At 72.5% G+C, this 18,238-nt stretch carries 13 protein-coding genes and 1 pseudogene; all 14 read left to right on the top strand.

The window, feature by feature from the left end:
• Window positions 1-92 precede the first annotated feature (92 nt).
• The 14 genes and pseudogenes from AB1046_RS06200 (at window position 93) to AB1046_RS06135 (ending at window position 18,209) form a co-directional block, all read left to right on the top strand.
• On the top strand, window positions 93-2,045 hold the full coding sequence (locus AB1046_RS06200; protein ID WP_369373430.1) for an ABC transporter ATP-binding protein: 1,953 nt from the start codon (window positions 93-95) through the stop codon (window positions 2,043-2,045).
• Window positions 2,042-3,889, top strand: coding sequence for an ABC transporter ATP-binding protein (locus tag AB1046_RS06195; protein WP_369373428.1), 1,848 nt, complete (start codon window positions 2,042-2,044; stop codon window positions 3,887-3,889). Before AB1046_RS06200 ends, AB1046_RS06195 begins: the two co-directional genes overlap by 4 nt.
• Before the next feature lie 49 nt (window positions 3,890-3,938).
• Entirely contained in the window at window positions 3,939-4,340 is a 402-nt protein-coding gene (gene hisI / locus AB1046_RS06190) for a phosphoribosyl-AMP cyclohydrolase (RefSeq protein ID WP_369373426.1), read from the top strand.
• The gene (locus AB1046_RS06185; protein ID WP_369373424.1) at window positions 4,337-5,974 is read left to right on the top strand and encodes an anthranilate synthase component I; all 1,638 of its coding nucleotides are present in this window, start codon (window positions 4,337-4,339) and stop codon (window positions 5,972-5,974) included. The genes hisI and AB1046_RS06185 overlap by 4 nt, the downstream gene beginning before the upstream one ends.
• Window positions 5,971-6,612 (top strand): Trp biosynthesis-associated membrane protein, encoded by a 642-nt coding sequence (locus tag AB1046_RS06180; RefSeq protein ID WP_369373422.1) that lies wholly within the window; start codon window positions 5,971-5,973, stop codon window positions 6,610-6,612. Before AB1046_RS06185 ends, AB1046_RS06180 begins: the two co-directional genes overlap by 4 nt.
• Window positions 6,613-6,672: 60 nt before the next feature.
• Window positions 6,673-6,933, top strand: coding sequence for an HGxxPAAW family protein (locus AB1046_RS06175; protein ID WP_369373420.1), 261 nt, complete (start codon window positions 6,673-6,675; stop codon window positions 6,931-6,933).
• A 7-nt stretch (window positions 6,934-6,940) separates the two neighbouring features.
• A complete protein-coding gene (locus AB1046_RS06170; RefSeq protein ID WP_369373418.1) occupies window positions 6,941-7,246 on the top strand; it encodes a DUF4190 domain-containing protein in 306 nt (101 codons plus the stop codon).
• Complete coding sequence (locus AB1046_RS06165) at window positions 7,230-7,664, top strand: DUF2752 domain-containing protein (protein ID WP_369373416.1); 435 nt, start codon at window positions 7,230-7,232, stop codon at window positions 7,662-7,664. Before AB1046_RS06170 ends, AB1046_RS06165 begins: the two co-directional genes overlap by 17 nt.
• Window positions 7,665-7,908: 244 nt before the next feature.
• Complete coding sequence (gene trpC, locus AB1046_RS06160) at window positions 7,909-8,724, top strand: indole-3-glycerol phosphate synthase TrpC (protein WP_369373414.1); 816 nt, start codon at window positions 7,909-7,911, stop codon at window positions 8,722-8,724.
• Window positions 8,725-8,735: 11 nt separating this feature from the next.
• Window positions 8,736-10,031, top strand: coding sequence for a tryptophan synthase subunit beta (gene trpB, locus AB1046_RS06155; RefSeq protein WP_369373412.1), 1,296 nt, complete (start codon window positions 8,736-8,738; stop codon window positions 10,029-10,031).
• Entirely contained in the window at window positions 10,028-10,987 is a 960-nt protein-coding gene (trpA, locus tag AB1046_RS06150) for a tryptophan synthase subunit alpha (protein ID WP_369373410.1), read from the top strand. Before trpB ends, trpA begins: the two co-directional genes overlap by 4 nt.
• A 38-nt stretch (window positions 10,988-11,025) precedes the next feature.
• A pseudogene (gene lgt, locus AB1046_RS06145) lies at window positions 11,026-12,052 on the top strand (prolipoprotein diacylglyceryl transferase).
• A 114-nt stretch (window positions 12,053-12,166) separates the two neighbouring features.
• Window positions 12,167-16,738, top strand: coding sequence for a glutamate synthase large subunit (gene gltB / locus AB1046_RS06140; protein WP_369373408.1), 4,572 nt, complete (start codon window positions 12,167-12,169; stop codon window positions 16,736-16,738).
• Window positions 16,731-18,209 carry a glutamate synthase subunit beta gene (locus tag AB1046_RS06135; RefSeq protein WP_369373406.1) on the top strand — a complete coding sequence of 493 codons (1,479 nt, stop codon included), beginning with the start codon at window positions 16,731-16,733 and terminating at the stop codon, window positions 18,207-18,209. The genes gltB and AB1046_RS06135 overlap by 8 nt, the downstream gene beginning before the upstream one ends.
• The last annotated feature ends 29 nt before the right edge of the window (window positions 18,210-18,238 follow it).

The raw sequence follows: 18,238 nt of genomic DNA, 5'->3' as shown, positions 1-18,238 counted from the left end.
CTCGAATCGATTCTTGGATCGTGCGAAAATCACGTTGCCCCCTAGCGAAGCGAGGTCTTGCCGTGCCCCCAGAAGCCCCGCGACCGAGACCGATGGCCCTGACCGGATCGCGGATGCGCCGGTCGATGGCCCTGATGTGGCGCGGCATGCGCGCCCACCCCGGCACCTACGTCCTCGCGGTCGGTACCTCGGCGATGTTCGGTGCCCTGGTCGTCGCGGTCAGCCGGGCGGTCGGCTGGGCCACCGACTCCGTGGTCGTCCCGGCCATCGCCGGCGACGAGGCGGCCCGCGGCCGGGTCTGGACCGCCGGCCTCGTGCTCGCCGCGGTAGCCCTGACGCTGGCCCTGTCCGTGGCGGGACGCAGGATCTGGGCGGGCTTCGGCAACGTCCACATCCAGGCGGACCACCGCACGGCGCTGACCCGCCAGTACCTGCGTCTGCCCGTGTCCTGGCACCGGGCCCACCCGGCCGGGCAGCTGCTGAACCACACCACCTCCGACACCGAGGCCGCCACCGGCGTCTTCAACCCGCTGCCGTTCGCACTCGGCGTCGTCGTCATGATCGGCGTCTCCGTCGCGACGCTCCTGGCGATCGACCCCTGGCTGACGCTCGCGGCTCTCGCGGTCATCCCGGTCACGGTGGCGGTCAACGCCGTCTACCAGCGCCACATGTCGCCGGCCGCGACGCGGGCACAGAAGCTGCGCGGCGACGTCGCCGACGTCGCGCACGAGAGCTTCGAGGCCGCGCTGCTGGTCAAGTCGCTCGGCACCGAGGACCGCGAGGAGGACCGGTTCGACGCGCGAGCCCAGGAGCTGCGGGCCGCGAACGTCCGCGTCGGGATCGTCCGCTCGCTGTTCGACCCAGTGATCCAGACCCTCCCGGCGGTCGGCACCCTGCTGGTGCTCGGCATCGGCACGTGGCGCATCTCCACCGGCGACGTCGTCCCGGGCGACATCGTGACCGCCGCCTACCTGCTCACCATGATGACGGTGCCCGTGCAGGCGTTCGGCTGGGTGCTCGGCGAGCTGCCGCGCGCCCTGGTCGGCTACGAGCGCATCGCGCAGGTCGTCGACGCGACCGGCGCCCTCGCCTACGGCGACGCCCGGCTGCCGCGGCACCCGGGTCAGGCCGGGATGAGCGTCCGCCTGACCGGCGTCGGCGTCGACGTGCCGGCGAGCAGCGGGTTGCGGGGCCGCACCCTCACCCTCCTCGACGACATCGACGTCGCGGTCGAGCCGGGAACGACCGTCGCGGTCGTCGGCACGACCGGCGCGGGCAAGACCACGCTGGTGAGCCTGCTCGCGCGGCTCTCCGACCCGACCCGGGGGCAGATCCTGCTCGACGGCGTCGAGGCGAGCACCCTGGCCGACGGCGAGATCCCGGCGCAGGTCGCCCTCGTCGCGCAGTCGACATTCATCTTCGAGGACACGGTGCGCGGCAACGTGACGCTCGCCGACCCGGAGCCGACGGGCGTAGCGAGGGACGAGCGGAGCGGCGAGGCGACCACCGGCAGGGCCGCGCCCGACGCGCCGTCCGACGACGAGGTGTGGGACGCCCTGCGCATCGCCCGCCTCGACGACACCGTGCGGGACCTGCCCGGCGGGCTCGACGCACCGCTGGGCGAACGCGGCGCCAACCTGTCGGGCGGGCAGCGGCAGCGCCTCGCGATCGCGCGCGCCCTGGTGCGCGGCCCACGGCTCCTCGTGCTCGACGACGCGACCAGCGCCGTCGACCCGCGGGTGGAGCAGGAGATCCTGCGCGGCCTCGCCGACCAGGCGGACGACGGGGCGGACAGCGCCCCCGGTACGACCGTGATCATGGTCGCCTACCGCATGTCGTCGGTGGCGCTCGCCGACCGGGTCATCCACGTCGAGGGCGGCCGTGTGGTCGACTCCGGCTCGCACGACGAGCTCATGGCGCGCGACCCCGGCTACCGCGCGCTCGCCACGGCCTACGAGGTCGAGACCGAGCGCAGGGAGCAGGAACGGGCGGACGAGGCCGCGGCTGGTGCGCTGGACGACGAGCTGGAAGAGGTATCCCGATGACCGCGGTGACAGGCGAGCCCGACGTGACCGACCTGCCGGAGGACGAGCTCGACGCCGACGGCGCGCGGATCGAGTCGACCAGCAGCCTCGGCGTGCTGGCCACGCTGCGGCGTGGGATCCAGATCAGCCCCGAGATGACGAGGGGCATCTGGATCACGCTGGGTCTCGCGTCCCTGGCCGCCGCGGGCCGCGTGGTGGTTCCGCTCGCCGTGCAGCAGACCATCGACGTCGGCATCCTGGCCGACGCCGGGCCCGACGTCGGCCGGGTGGCCCTCCTGGCCGCCCTCGCGGTCGGGGCGCTGGTGCTGGCCGGGCTGTGCGCCGCGCTGGTGAACGTGCGCCTGTTCCGCTCGGCCGAGGCCGGGCTGGCGACGCTGCGGGTCAAGGCGTTCCGGCACGTGCACAACCTGTCGACCCTCACGCAGAACACCGAGCGCCGCGGCGCCCTGGTCTCGCGCGTGACCAACGATGTCGACACGGTGTCGCTGTTCGTGCAGTGGGGCGGCATCATGCTGCTCGTCAGCGCGCTGCAGGTCCTGGTCGCGACCGGGCTCATGCTCGTCTACTCGCCGATCCTGACGGCGGTGGTGTGGATCAGCTTTGTGCCGATGTTCCTCGTCATCCGGTACGGGCAGAAGTACGTGAACCGCGCGTACACGCTGGTCCGGGAGCGGGTCGGGGCGATGCTCGGCGCCATCTCCGAGTCCGTGGTGGGCGCGGAGACGGTGCGCGCCTACGGCGCCTCCGCACGCACGGGACGGCGGATCGCCGGCGCCGTCGAGGACACCCGCAGCGCGCAGGCCCGGTCGCAGGTGCTGGTCGCCGCGACGTTCTCGTCCGGGGTGCTGATCTCCAACCTCGTGCTGGCTGTGGTGGTGGTCGTGGGCACGCTGCCCGGTGTGGGCGGTGGCCTCAGCGCGGGGCAGCTCGTGGCGTTCCTGTTCCTGGTGCAGCTGTTCACCGGCCCGGTGCAGATGGCCACCGAGATCCTCAACGAGCTGCAGAACGCCGTGGCCGGCTGGCGGCGCGTGATCGCCGTGCTCGACACGCCGGTCCAGGTGGCCGAGAAGCCCGGGGCGGAAACGCAGCAGCGCGGGCCGGCGCGCGTGACCCTGCGCGACGTCCGGTTCGCCTACCCGAGCGGCCCCGAGGTGCTGCACGGCGTGACGCTCGACCTGCCGGCGCGCACCAGGGTGGCGGTCGTGGGCCAGACCGGTTCGGGCAAGACGACCATCGCGAAGCTCGTCACGCGCCTCATGGACCCGACGGCGGGCGTCGTGGAGCTGGACGGCGTGGACCTGCGCGACCTGTCCTTCGCCTCGCTGCGCGAGCGGGTGGTACTGGTGCCGCAGGAGGGCTTCCTCTTCGACGGCACGGTGCTGGAGAACGCGGCCTACGGGCTCCGCACGCCGCTGAGCGGGGGAGAACGGGCGGCGGTGGTCGGGGCGTTCGGTGAGCTCGGGCTGTCCGACTGGGTCGACGATCTGCCGGACGGGCTCGATACCGCCGTCGGGCAGCGGGGGGAGGCGCTCTCGGCGGGGGAGCGGCAGCTCGTCGCGATCGCGCGTGCCTACCTCGCGAGTCCGGACCTGCTGGTGCTCGACGAGGCGACCTCCGCGGTCGACCCCGCCACCGAGGTCCGCATCGCGCGGGCCCTGGACTCGCTGACGGCGGGCCGGTCCACGATCACGATCGCGCACCGCCTCTCCACCGCCGAGGCGTCCGACCTGGTGGTCGTGGTGGACGAGGGCCACGTGGCAGAGGTAGGCGAGCACGCCGACCTGGTGACGGCAAACGGGATCTACGCCCGCATGCACGCGAGCTGGGTCTCCCAGACCCGCTAGATCTCGACTGGCGGTGGGGTGGTCAGCGTGGACGTGGCAGGATTCTCTGGTGCCCGACGTTCTTAGTTCCAGCATCTCTGCACGGCTCAAGCGGGACGACGCCGGCCTGGTGGCCGCCGTCGTACAGCAGCACGACACGGGCGAGGTGCTCATGGTCGGCTGGATGGACGACGAGGCCCTGCGCCGGACCCTCACCGAGGGCCGCGTGACCTTCTGGTCCCGCAGCCGCGAGGAGTACTGGCGCAAGGGCGACACGTCCGGGCACGCCCAGTACGTCAAGGCCGCCAGCATCGACTGCGACGGCGACGCGCTGCTGATCCAGGTGGACCAGGTGGGCGCGGCGTGCCACACCGGGACGCGCACCTGCTTTGAGGCCGGCGGCGACCTGGGCGCCGTCGTCGGCGAACGCGACCAGCCGGACACCAAAGCGCGCAACGAGGAGAACCGGTGACCCAGCTCGACAGCCAGCCCGACACCCACGAGGCCCGCGCGGCGACAGCACCCGCCGACCTGCCCTGGGGTCGTACCTGGCCGGGCTTGCCGCAGTTCCGGGAGATGGCCGTCGACCGCCGGGTGATCCCCGTGGTCCGGCCGCTGCTGGCCGACGACGCGACACCGGTCGGCCTCTACCGCACGCTGGCCCGGAGCCGGCCGGGCAGCTTCATCCTGGAGTCGGCGGAGTCCGACGGCGTATGGGCGCGCTGGTCATTCGTGGGCGTCGCGTCCCGCGCGACCCTGACCAGCAACAATGGCCAGGCCGTGTGGACGGGCGACGTGCCGGTCGGCATCCCGACCGAGGGCGACGTCGTCGACGTGCTGGAGGCGGCCCTCGCCGCCCTCCGCACCCCCGGGGTGGCGAACCTGCCGCCGCTGACCGGCGGCCTGGCGGGCGTGCTGGGCTGGGACATCGTGCGGCACTGGGAGCCGACACTCCCGGCGACCGCCCCCGACGAGGTGGGCGCGCCTGAGCTCGCCCTGTGCCTCGCCACCGACCTCGCGGTGGTGGACCACCGGGAGGGCACGGTGTGGCTCGTCGCGAACGCGATCAACGCCGACGCCACCAACGAGCGCGTCGACGAGGCGTACGCGGACGCCGTCGCGCGGCTCGACGCCATGGAGGCGCAGCTCGCGGCAGTCGGCCCGCGGGTCACTTCCGTGCTCGTGGAGGACGCACCCGAGCCGCAGCTCGAGTTCCGGTCCACCCAGGAGGAGTTCGAGAACGCGGTGCTCGCCGGCAAGGAGGCGATCCGCGACGGTGACGTGTTCCAGGTGGTGCTCTCCCAGCGCCTCGACCTGGACTGCCCGGCCGACCCGCTCGACGTGTACCGGGCGCTGCGGACCATCAACCCGAGCCCGTACATGTACTACTTCCACCTGGCGAAGCCCGACGGCGCCGAGTTCGCCGTGGTCGGCTCCAGCCCGGAGACCCTCGTGAAGGTGGACGACGGCCACGTCACCACCTACCCGATCGCCGGGTCCCGGCCGCGCGGCGCGCACCCCGAGGAGGACCAGGAGCTTGGCGACGAGCTCATGGCCGACCCCAAGGAGCGGGCCGAGCACATCATGCTCGTCGACCTGTCCCGCAACGACATGGTGAAGGTCTGCGAGCCCACCAGCGTCGAGGTGGTCGAGTTCATGAAGGTGCGCCGGTTCAGCCACATCATGCACATGTGCTCGACAGTGGTGGGCCGGCTGCGCGCGGGCCGCAGCGCGCTCGACGCGCTGCGGGCGACCTTCCCGGCCGGCACCCTGTCCGGCGCGCCCAAGCCCCGCGCGATCGCCCTGATCGACGAGCTGGAGCCTGCCTCTCGCGGCATCTACGGCGGGGTCTGCGGGTACTTCGACTTCGGCGGCAACATGGACGTGGCCATCGCGATCCGCACCGCGTACATCGCCGACGGCCGCGCCAGCGTCCAGGCCGGCGCGGGCATCGTGGCCGACTCGGTGCCCGCGACCGAGTACGCGGAGTCGCGCAACAAGGCGGCCGCGGCGGTGCGCGCCATCCAGCTCGCGTCGCGCCTGACGCCATTGGGGACCGCGCAGTCGGGGACCGCTTCGCTGGGGACGACAGGGGGCGGCAAGTGACCCGCACCCGCACCGTCCTCGCCCTGCTCGTCCTGGGCGCCCTCACGTTCGGCACCGGCTCGCCCACCTGGGTGACGACGACGGTCGCCACCGCGCTGGAGCCCGAGGTGGCCGTCGCCGCGGCGGGCACCTCCGCGGCCCCGGGCGTCGGGGCCGGAGCCCTCGTGCTGCTCGCCGCCGGCATCGCGTGCGCGCTCACCGGCCGGGTGGCCAGGTACGTGGCGCTCGCGGTGGCCGCGGCGGCGGGGGTGCTGGTGGTGGCGAGCACGCTCGTCGTCGTCGGCGACCCCACGCCTGCCGCGACCGCCGCGGCGTCCGCGACGAGCGGCGTCACCGACCTCACCTCACCGGTCGTGCTGACGGCGTGGCCGTGGGCCGCGCTCGCGGTCGGCGTCCTCGCCGTGGTCGTCGCGGTCTGGGGCGCGGTGGCGGCGCGGGGCTGGGCGGCGACGTCGGGCAGGCACGAGCGCGCGGAACGCGATCCGGGTGCCAGCCCCGCCGGTCCGTCCGGCGGCGGCACGAACACCACGTCCGGTACGGCGTCCGAAACCGCGCCCCGCGACGCGGACGACGACGAGATCGACCCCCACGACGCCTGGGACGCGCTGTCCCGTGGCGACGACCCCACGGGCCGCTGACCTCGCCGGGAACGGTTAGGCTGAGCGTGTTCCGCACGACATGAGAGGCACCAACCCGCGATGACCGAGAACAAGTCCGAGACCGCCTACCTGCCGCCGGGTGTACCGCCGACCAACCACGGCCACACGATCGCCTCGTGGGTGACGATGGCGGGCATCACGCTCGGGTCGCTCATCTCCGCGTGGGGCGTCCTGGTGGCGCAGACGTCGTCGGCCTGGGTGGCGCTGTTCGTGGCGGGCTTCGTCGTGATCGGCATCTCGCTGATCGTCGGCCTGGTGCTGCGCAACCTGGGTTTTGGTCAGAAGAAGGTTCAGCGGTAGGTCCGCGATGACCGCCGCCGAGCTGGCCACCTCCGAGATGGCCGCGCCGCCCGCCGCGTACCCCCAGAACAACCTGGGGGTGTGGTCGCTCGTCCTCGGCATCGCTTCGATCGTGCTCCTGCTGGGCGTCTTCACCGGCGTCCCCGCGATCATCGTCGGCAACCAGGGCCGCCGCGCGGTGCGCGCCGGCGAGGCGAACAACGAGGGCATGGCGATGACCGGCGTCGTGCTGGGCTGGCTCTCGGTGGCGGCGCTCGTGCTGGTCGTCGTGTTCGTGGTGGTCCGGTACCTGGCCGGTGGCCCCGATTCCTGAGGCGGCTGCCCGGTCCGGCGTCGGCTCGGCGCTGCGGGCGCCCCTGCTGACTGGTGCGGCGGTCGGCGCGGCAACGCTGCTGCTCGCGGTGCGCGACCCGCACGCGCGCGGCTCGTACGGGTTCTGTCCGCTGCTGGAGCTGACCGGCCTCGCCTGCCCGCTGTGCGGGGGGCTGCGTGCCACGCACGATCTGGCGCACCTCGACCTGGCGGGTGCCTGGTCCGCGAACGCCCTGTGGACCGTGACCGCCCCCGTGCTGGTCGTCATCTGGCTGGCCTGGCTCCTGGCCGCCGCGCGCGGCCGGCCCTTCCGCGGCCTGTCGAGCACGGCGGGCTGGATCACGCTCGGGGTCGCGCTGGCGTTCTTCGTGGCGCGCAACCTCCCTGGGCTGCAGCCTTATCTGACCCCCTGGCTCTGACCGGTCCCGCGGCCCGGCCACCGACCCGGCCGCCGGCCTGCCAACTGACCAGGAAATGTCCAGACAATCCCCGGACGACTCCCGGCCCAGGATCTGACGGGGCGTCGTCTCACCGTCCGGGAGTGGTCAGGACCACACCTTCGATCCGCCTACGATGACCATGGGGCGAACGTCCCCAGCAGGCGTACGAGGCGTAGTCAGGTGCATGACGAGGGCAGCGCAAAGGCACGGGGAGGCTCATTACATGTCGGTCCTGGAGGACATCGTCGCGGGGGTTCGTGAGGACCTCGCGGAGCGTGAGGCACGTGTGCCTCTCGACGCGCTCAAGGAGCGCGCCACCGCGGTGCCCGGGGCCCTCGAGTGCCTCGGCCGCCTCAAGCAGGCGGACGCCGTCTCGGTGATCGCCGAGGTAAAGCGGTCGAGCCCGAGCAAGGGCTCGCTCGCGCAGATCGACGACCCGGCAGCGCTCGCCGTCGAGTACGAGACCGGCGGCGCGTCCGCGATCTCGGTGCTCACCGAGCAGCGCCGGTTCAACGGCTCGCTGGCCGACCTGGACGCTGTGCGCGGCCGGGTGGACGTCCCGGTGCTGCGCAAGGACTTCGTCGTGACGCCCTACCAGGTGTGGGAGGCACGAGCGCACGGGGCCGACCTGGTGCTGATCATCGTCGCCGCCCTGGAGCAGACCGTGCTGGAGTCGCTCGTGGAGCGCGTGCACTCGCTCGGCATGACCGCCCTCGTGGAGGCGCACAACCTGGAAGAGGTCAGCCGGGCCGTCGACGCCGGTGCGCGCGTGGTGGGCGTCAACGCCCGCAACCTCAAGACGCTGGAGCTGGACCGCGGCCTGTTCCGCAGCCTCGCCCACCACATCCCGGACGACGTGATCAAGATCGCGGAGTCCGGCATCCGCGGCCCGCACGACGTGATGGAGATGGCCCGCGCCGGCGCCGATGGCGTCCTGGTAGGCGAGGCGCTCGTGACCGACGGCGCCCCGCGCGCCTCGGTGGCCGACCTCGTCGCCGCGGGCTCCCACCCGTCGCTGCGGTCCGTCCGTCCGGCTTGAAGGGATCCGAGGTGACCTCCGTGAAGCTTTCCGACGTCTCCGGCCCGTACTTCGGTCAGTACGGCGGGCGGTTTGTGCCCGAGGCGCTCATCGCCGCGCTCGACGAGCTGGACACCGAGTTCCGCAAGGCGGCCGACGACCCCGAGTTCGCGGCCGAGCTGCAGCGGCTGCACCGGGAGTACACGGGCCGGCCGAGCCCGCTGACCGAGGTGCCGCGGTTCGCCGCGCACGCGGGCGGCGCGTCCGGCGGGGTCCGCGTCTTCCTGAAGCGCGAGGACCTGAACCACACCGGCTCGCACAAGATCAACAACGTGCTGGGCCAGGCGCTGCTGGTCAAGCGGATGGGCAAGACGCGCCTCATCGCGGAGACGGGGGCGGGCCAGCACGGCGTCGCCACGGCGACCGCGGCCGCCCTGATGGACCTCGAGTGCGTGGTCTACATGGGCGAGGAGGACACCCGGCGGCAGGCCCTGAACGTGGCACGCATGCGCCTGCTCGGCGCCGAGGTGGTGCCGGTCAAGATCGGCTCGCGCACCCTCAAGGACGCGATCAACGAGGCCCTGCGCGACTGGGTGGCGAACGTCGAGACCACGCACTACCTGCTGGGCACCGTCACTGGCCCGCACCCGTTCCCCGAGATGGTGCGCCAGTTCCACCGCATCATCGGTGAGGAGGCGCGCGAGCAGCTCCACGAGCGTATCGGGCGCCTGCCCGACGTCGTCGCTGCGTGCGTCGGCGGCGGGTCCAATGCGCTGGGCATCTTCAACGCCTTCCTCGACGAGCAGAGCGTCGAGCTGCGCGGCTTCGAGGCCGGCGGCGAGGGCATCGAGTCGGGCCGGCACGCGGCCCGGTTCAGCGGCGGAGCGCTGGGCGTGCTGCACGGCGCCAAGTCGTACCTGCTGCAGGACGACGACGGCCAGACCCTGCCCAGCCACTCGGTCTCCGCGGGCCTGGACTACCCGAGCGTCGGCCCGGCGCACGCCTGGCTGCACGACCTCGGGCGCGCCACCTACGAGCCGGTGACCGACGACGAGGCAATGGAGGCGTTCCGCCTGCTGTGCCGCACGGAGGGCATCATCCCGGCCATCGAGTCGGCGCACGCGCTCGCGGGGGTGCTGCGTATCGGCAAGGCGGCGGCGGAACAGGGCCGCACCGGGCCCGACGGCGAGCCACTGGTGATCCTCGTCAACCTGTCCGGTCGAGGCGACAAGGACGTGGCGACGGCGGCCAGGTGGTTCGGGCTGCTGGACGGCGGCGACAACAACGTCGCAGCCGAGGAGCTGGAGCGGCAGGAGGGCCGGGGATGAGCACAGTGACAGAGCCGGCCACCGGGCCGCAGACGGGACTGAGCACGGGCGACCTGATCGCCCGCCTGCGCGAGCAGGAGAACCGGCCAGCCCTGGTGGGCTACCTGCCCGTCGGCTTCCCGACGGTGGACCGGTCGATCGAGGCGCTCAAGACGCTCGTCGACCACGGCGTCGACATCATCGAGCTCGGCCTCCCGTACACCGACCCCGTGCTGGACGGTCCAGTGGTCCAGGCTGCGGCGCAGGGCGCGCTCGACGCGGGCGTCCGCGTGCACGACGTGTTCCGGGTGCTGCGCGAGCTGACCGACTACGCGCCGCAGGTCCCGGTGGTGGTCATGACGTACTGGAACCTGGTGCTCAAGTACGGGCCGGACGCGTTCGCGCGCGACCTGACGGCGTCGGGCGGCGTCGGCCTGATCACCCCCGACCTCATTCCGGACGAGGCCGCGGACTGGCTCGCGGCGAGCGACGCGCACGGTGGTGCGGGCGGGCTGGACCGGGTGTTCCTGGTCGCCCCCAGCTCGACCACGGAGCGCCTGCGGCTCACGGTGAATGCGTCGCGCGGGTTCGTCTACGCGGCCTCCTTGATGGGCGTGACGGGGATCCGGTCCGAGGTCGGCTCGCACGCGGAGCGCCTCGTGGCCGACACGCGCGCCGCCGGCGCGACCAACGTCTGTGTCGGGATCGGCGTCTCGACCGGCGCCCAGGCCGCACAGGTGGGCCGGTATGCCGACGGCGTCATCGTCGGCTCGGCCCTGGTGCGGCAGCTCCTGTCGGACGGGCTGGTGCCCGAGGGCCCGGTGCGAGACGACGAGTGGGCGGCCCGTCTCAGAAATCTGGCCGCGTTGACGGAGGACCTGGCGGCCGGGGTACGGTCGGCACGCGCTACCGCGCCCGCCGACTTGCCCGCCGACCCGGCCGCCGGCCCGACGACAACCTCCGGAGAGGCCCCGTGACGCTGCTGACCGCCCTGCAGGCCTCCGTGCCCGCTGAGCTGTCCGCTGTGTTGCCGGCCGCTCTGGCCACCGAGATCCCCAGCCCGCCCGAGCACACCTGGTACCTCGGGATCTTCCCGCTGCGCGCGTACGCGCTCGCGATCCTCGCTGGCATCGTCATCGCGCTCTGGATGACCGCGCGGCGGTGGAAGGCGCGCGGGGGCAACCCCGACGACGTGCTGGAGATCGCCTTCTGGGCGGTGCCGTTCGGCATCGTCGGCGGCCGGATCTACCACGTGCTCTCGTCGCCCGACCGGTACTTCGGCGAGAACTTCTCGGGCGGAGGCGATCCCGTCGCGGCGCTCTACGTCTGGGAGGGTGGCCTCGGCATCTGGGGCGCGGTGGCGCTCGGCGCCGTCGGCGCGTGGATCGGCTGCCGCCGCCAGGGGGTTCGCTTCTCGTCCTTCGCCGACGCCGTGGCGCCCGGCTTGCTGGTCGCGCAGGCCGTGGGCCGGCTGAGGCAACTGGTTCAACCAGGAGCTGTACGGGCAGCCCACCGAGCTGCCCTGGGGCCTGCGGATCGACGCCGAGTACCTGGTCGCGAACCCCGCCACCGGCGTGGCGTACCCGGAGGGCACCCTCTTCCACCCGACCTTCCTGTATGAACTCCTGTGGAACCTGGTGATGGCCGGAGTTCTGCTCTATCTAGACCGTCGGTTCAAGTTGGGTCATGGGCGGGTATTCTGGGCGTACGTCCTGTTCTACACTCTCGGACGGGTCTGGATCGAGATGCTTCGCATCGACGATGCGGAACAGGTGCTGGGGCTCCGCCTCAACGTCTGGACCTCGGTCCTCCTGGGACTGGCAGCTCTGGTGGTCTCGATAGTGCTGGCTCGCAGGTTCCCCACCCGGGAGGAGTCGGTGCGGCCCAGGCCAACGGAGGATCATCCGCCGGCCGTAGGTGAGGCCGGGCCGGAGCCTGACCCAGCAGAAGGTGAAGAGACCGACGAGGCAGCTGCCGAGCCGGAGGAAGGCAAGACAGCAGCAGTGGAGGAGTCCGACGCGGACACCTCCGCGCGCACCTGAGGGGCACGACCGCCGGGACCACCGGACGACGAGCCCCTGACCGACCGGGCCGCCGTCGTCCCGGACCACCGCAAGGATCTGCGCTCGGCTGCGGCCGGGTGCCTGTGAGGACCCATGACCAAGCCGTTGCCGACACAACAGGTGGGGATGCCCGCACAGGGCTTGTACGACCCGGCGGCCGAGCATGACGCGTGCGGTGTCGCCTTCGTGGCGACCCTGCGCGGCACGCCCGGGCGCGACATCGTCGATGCCGGGCTTACCGCCCTGCTGAACCTGGACCACCGCGGCGCGGTGGGGGCTGAGGAGGACAGCGGCGACGGCGCCGGCATCCTGACGCAGATCCCAGACGCGTTCGTCCGCGACGTGGTGGGCGTCGACCTGCCGCCCGCAGGCATGTACGCGATCGGTACGGCGTTCCTGCCGACCGACGACGCCGAGCGGGCCGCCGTCGTGCGCCGCGTCGAGGCGCTGGCCGTCGAGGAGAAGCTCGACGTGCTGGCGTGGCGCGACGTCCCGGTGGACGCCGGGATCGTGGGCCCGACGGCGCGCGCCTCCATGCCGGTGTTCCGTCAGATAGTGGTCGCGGACCCGTCGCGCGGGCTGTCCGGGATCGACCTGGACCGGCGTACGTACCGCCTGCGCAAGCGCGCGGAGAACGAGATCGGCCTGTACTTCGCGTCGCTCAGCGCCCGGACCCTGACGTACAAGGGCATGCTGACCACCGCGCAGCTGGAGCCGTTCTTCCCCGACCTGTCGGACCCGCGGTACGCCACGGAGCTCGCGCTGGTCCACTCGCGGTTCTCCACCAACACGTTCCCGTCGTGGCCCCTGGCCCAGCCGTTCCGGCTGCTGGCCCACAACGGCGAGATCAACACCGTGCGCGGCAACCGCAACTGGGTGGCGGCGCGCGAGGGCACCATGGAGTCCGACCTGCTCGGTGATCTCAAGGCGCTGCAGCCCGTCTGCTCGCCCGGCGCGAGCGACTCGGCGAGCTTCGACGAGGTGCTGGAGCTGCTGCACCTGTCGGGGCGGTCCCTGCCGCACTCCGTGCTGATGATGGTGCCGGAGGCTTGGGAGAACAACCCGGGCATGGACCCCGCGCTGCGGGCGTTCTACGAGTACAACGCGAACCTCATCGAGCCCTGGGACGGCCCGGCCTCCCTCACGTTCACCGACGGCACCCTGATCGGCGCCGTGCTCGACCGCAACGGCCTGCGCCCCGGCCGCTGGTGGGTCACCGAGGACGGGCTCGTCGTGCTGGCCTCCGAGGCCGGCGTGCTCGACCTCGACCCCGCCACCGTGGTCCGCAAGGGCCGCCTGGAGCCCGGCAAGATGTTCCTGGTGGACACCGGCTCGGGCCGGATCGTCGACGACGAGGAGATCAAGTCGGGCCTGGCGGCGATGCACCCGTACGGGGACTGGATCCGCGAGCACTCGGTCCGCCTGGAGGACCTGCCGGACCGCGAGCACGTGGCGCACAGCCCGGCGTCGGTCCGTCGTCGGCAGCGTGCGTTCGGGTACACCGAGGAAGAGCTCAAGATCATCCTGTCGCCCATGGCGACCACCGGCGGCGAGCCGCTCGGCGCCATGGGCTCCGACACACCCGTGGCGGTGCTCTCGCAGCGCCCGCGGCTCCTGTTCGACTACTTCACGCAGATGTTCGCGCAGGTCACCAACCCGCCGCTGGACGCGATCCGCGAGGAGCTGGTCACCGCCATCGGCAGCGCCATCGGGCCGGAGCCGAACCTGCTCGCCGACCTGCCCGAGCACGCGCGCAAGCTGGTGCTCGGCTTCCCGGTGCTGGACAACGACCAGCTCGCCAAGGTTGTGCACGTCGAGCGCGACCGGGAGCTGGAGGGCCTGTTCCAGGCCGAGACCATCCAGGGCCTGTACGACGTCTCCGGGGGTGGCGCCGCGCTGCTGTCCCGCCTCGAGGCGATCTTCGCCGACGTCGACCGGTACGTCGAGGAGGGGGCGAGCTTCCTCGTGCTCTCCGACCGGGACGCCAACTCCGAGCTGGCCCCGATCCCGTCGCTGCTCCTGACCAGCGCCGTGCACCACCACCTGGTGCGCAACCACACCCGCAACCGGGTCTCCCTGGTGGTCGAGGCGGGCGACGTGCGCGAGGTGCACCACGTCGCGCTGCTGATCGGCTACGGCGCGGCAGCGGTAAACCCGTACCTCGCGATGGAGACGGTCGAGGACCTCGCCCGCCGCGGGTACCTGGACGTCACGCCCGAGAAGGCGGTCGCCAACCTCATCAAGGGGCTCGGCAAGGGTGTGCTCAAGGTGATGTCCAAGATGGGCATCTCCACGATCATGTCCTACCGCGGCGCCCAGATCTTCGAGGCCATCGGCCTATCCCACGACCTCGTCGAGGACTACTTCACCGGCACCACCTCCCGGCTCGGCGGCATCGGCCTGGACGTCATCGCGGCCGAGGTCGCGGCCCGGCACGCGGAGGCGTACCCGCCGTCGGGCAACAAGAAGCCGGGCGAGCGACTGACCACCGGCGGTGAGTACCAGTGGCGGCGCGACGGCGAGGAGCACCTGTTCGACCCCGAGACCGTGTTCCGCCTGCAGCACGCCACCCGGTCCGGCCGGATGGACGTCTTCCGGCAGTACACGCGGCGCGTGGACGAGCAGTCCAACCGCCTGATGACGCTGCGCGGCCTGCTGCGTTTCAGCCCGGACCGCGAGCCCGTGCCGATCGACGAGGTCCAGCCGGTCAGCGAGATCGTCAAGCTGTTCAACACGGGCGCCATGTCCTACGGGTCAATCTCTGCGGAGGCGCACGAGACCCTCGCGATAGCGATGAACCGCCTCGGCGGCCGGTCCAACACGGGCGAGGGCGGCGAGGACCCAGAGCGCCTGTACGACGACGAGCGCCGCTCACGCGTCAAGCAGATCGCGTCGGGCCGGTTCGGCGTCACCTCGGAGTACCTGACGCAGGCCACCGACATCCAGCTCAAGCTCGCCCAGGGCGCCAAGCCCGGCGAGGGCGGCCAGCTGCCCGGCAACAAGGTGTACCCGTGGGTGGCGCGCACGCGGCACTCGACGCCGGGCGTCGGGCTCATCTCGCCGCCGCCGCACCACGACATCTACTCGATCGAGGACCTGGCCCAGCTCATCCACGACGCGAAGAACGCCAACCCGGCGGCGCGCGTCCACGTGAAGCTGGTCAGCGAGTTCGGCGTCGGCACTGTGGCCACAGGCGTGTCCAAGGCGCACGCGGACGTCGTCCTCATCTCGGGGCACGACGGCGGTACGGGCGCCTCTCCGCTCACCTCGCTCAAGCACGCCGGCACCCCCTGGGAGATCGGCCTGGCCGAGACCCAGCAGACGCTCGTGCTCAACGACCTGCGCGACCGGATCGTGGTGCAGGTCGACGGGCAGATGAAGACCGGCCGCGACGTGATCGTCGCGGCGCTGCTCGGGGCCGAGGAGTTCGGCTTCGCGACGGCGCCGATGGTCGTCTCGGGCTGCGTCATGATGCGGGTCTGTCACCTGGACACCTGTCCGGTCGGCGTCGCCACGCAGAACCCCGAGCTGCGCAGCCGGTTCACCGGCAAGCCGGAGTTCGTCGTGAACTTCTTCGAGTTCATCGCCCAGGAGGTGCGCGAGCACCTCGCGGCGCTGGGCTTCCGCAGCCTGGAGGAGGCGGTGGGCCAGGTGCAGGTGCTCGACACGCGGCGCGCCGTGGACCACTGGAAGGCGCAGGGGCTCGACCTGACCCCCGTGCTCGCCCGGCCGCAGCTCAAGGAGGGCTCCTCCCTGCGCCACACCCAGGCCCAGGACCACGGCCTGGCCCGGGCGCTGGACAACCAGCTCATCAAGGCGGCCGCGCCGGCGCTGGAGCGCGCCGAGCCCGTCCGGATCGAGCTGCCCGTGCGGAACGTGAACCGCACCGTCGGCACGATGCTCGGCCACGAGGTGACCAAGCGGTACCGCGGCGCGGGCCTGCCCGACGACACGATCGACGTGACCCTCACAGGCTCGGCCGGCCAGTCGCTCGGCGCGTTCCTGCCGCGCGGGATCACGCTGCGCCTGTTCGGCGACGCGAACGACTACGTCGGCAAGGGTCTGTCCGGCGGCCGCATAGCGGTGCGCCCCGACCGGGCGGCGGTGCTCGACGGCGGCAACGTCATCGCGGGCAACGTCATCGGCTACGGCGCCACGTCCGGCGAGGTCTACCTGCGCGGACGCGTGGGGGAGCGGTTCGGCGTGCGCAACTCCGGCGCCACCCTCGTGTCGGAGGGCGTGGGCGACCACGCCTGCGAGTACATGACGGGCGGCACCGTGCTGGTGCTCGGCCCCACGGGCCGCAACGTCGGCGCCGGCATGTCCGGCGGCACCGCGTACTTCCTGGACCTGCGGGTCTCGCGCGTCAACCAGGCGGCGCTGGAGTCGGGCGAGCTCGCCATCGGCGTCCTGGACGACGCCGACTGGGCGACCGTGCGCAGCCTGCTGGAGCGGCACCACGCCGAGACGGGCTCGGCGGTGGCGGCCGAGCTGCTGGCCGACCCCGCTGCGGCCCGCGGCCGGTTCAGCCGCTTGCTGCCGCCCGGCTGGGCGCGTGTGCGCCTGGCCCTGGCCGAGGCGGAGGCCGGCGGCGCCGACCTCTCGGGCCGGACCCAGTGGGACCCGTCGGTGTGGAACCAGATCATGGAGGTGGCACGTGGCTGACCCCAGAGGATTTCTCAAGGTCACCGAGCGGGAGCTCCCGCCGAACCGGCCCGTCGAGGTGCGTCTGCGGGACTGGAAGGACACCCACGCGCACCGCGCGGAGGGCCAGCCGTTCCTGAAGGAGCAGGCGGGCCGCTGCATGGACTGCGGCGTGCCGTTCTGCCACCAGGGCTGCCCGCTGGGCAACCTGATCCCGGACTGGAACGACCTGGTCTGGCGCGGGCAGTGGGGCGACGCCATCGACCGCCTGCACGCGACGAACAACTTCCCGGAGTTCACCGGGCGGGTGTGCCCGGCGCCCTGCGAGTCGTCCTGCGTGCTGAGCATCAACCAGCCCGCGGTGACGATCAAGAACGTCGAGGTCTCCATCATCGACGAGGCGTTCGCCCGCGGCCTGGTCACGCCGCACGTGCCGGAGCGCCTGACGGGCTCCACGGTCGCCGTCGTCGGCTCGGGCCCCGCGGGCCTTGCCGCGGCGCAGCAGCTGACACGCGCCGGGCACACCGTCGTCGTCTACGAGCGGGACCCCGCCATCGGCGGCCTGCTGCGCTACGGCATCCCCGACTTCAAGCTCGAGAAGCACCACATCGACCGCCGCCTGGCGCAGATGGAGGCCGAGGGGACGCGCTTCCGCGCGGGTGTCACGATCGGCGAGGACATGAGCTGGGACGCCCTGCGTCGCCGGTTCGACGCCGTCGTCGTCGCCACCGGCGCCACCGTGCCGCGCGACCTGCCCCTGCCCGGGCGGGACCTGGCCGGCATCCACTTCGCGATGGACTACCTGACCCCCGCCAACCACGCGGCCGAGGCGGGCACCCCGGAGGTGCTCCCGGAGGGGGCGCCGTCGGCGGCCGGCAAGCACGTGGTCATCATTGGCGGCGGCGACACCGGCTCGGACTGCCTCGGCACCGCGCTGCGCCAGGGCGCCGCGAGCGTCACCACGCTGGCGATCGGCAAGAAGCCGCCGGTCGAGCGCGCGGCGAACCAGCCCTGGCCCACCGACCCGATCCTGTTCGAGGTCTCGACCTCGCACGAGGAGGGCGGCGAGCGCACGTACCTGGCCTCAACGGTCGAGTTCCTGCCGGACGCCGACGGCAACGTCCGGGCCCTCCGGGTCGCCGAGACCCAGTACCTGCCCGACGGCCGTCGTGCCGCGACCCCGGGCACGGAGCACGAGATCCCCGCGGACCTCGTGCTCGTGGCCATGGGCTTCACCGGTCCCGAGACCGGGGTGCTGGAGGAGCAGACCGGCATCGAGATCACCGAGCGTGGCCTGGTGGCCCGCGGCGAGGACTACGCTGCAAGCCTGCCGGGCGTGTTCGTCGCCGGCGATGCCGGCCGCGGACAGTCCCTCATCGTGTGGGCCATCGCGGAGGGCCGCGCCGCGGCTGCCGCGGCCGACACCTACCTGCAGGGCAGCACCGAGCTGCCCGCCCCGGTGCGTCCGCGCACGTTCGCTCTGCGATCGTGACCCGAGAACTTCACCGGGAGTTGTACACC

Source organism: Promicromonospora sp. Populi (genome assembly GCF_041081105.1).
In the GTDB taxonomy this organism is placed as follows: domain Bacteria; phylum Actinomycetota; class Actinomycetes; order Actinomycetales; family Cellulomonadaceae; genus Promicromonospora.
This window is presented reverse-complemented; position numbering and strand designations above follow the sequence as displayed.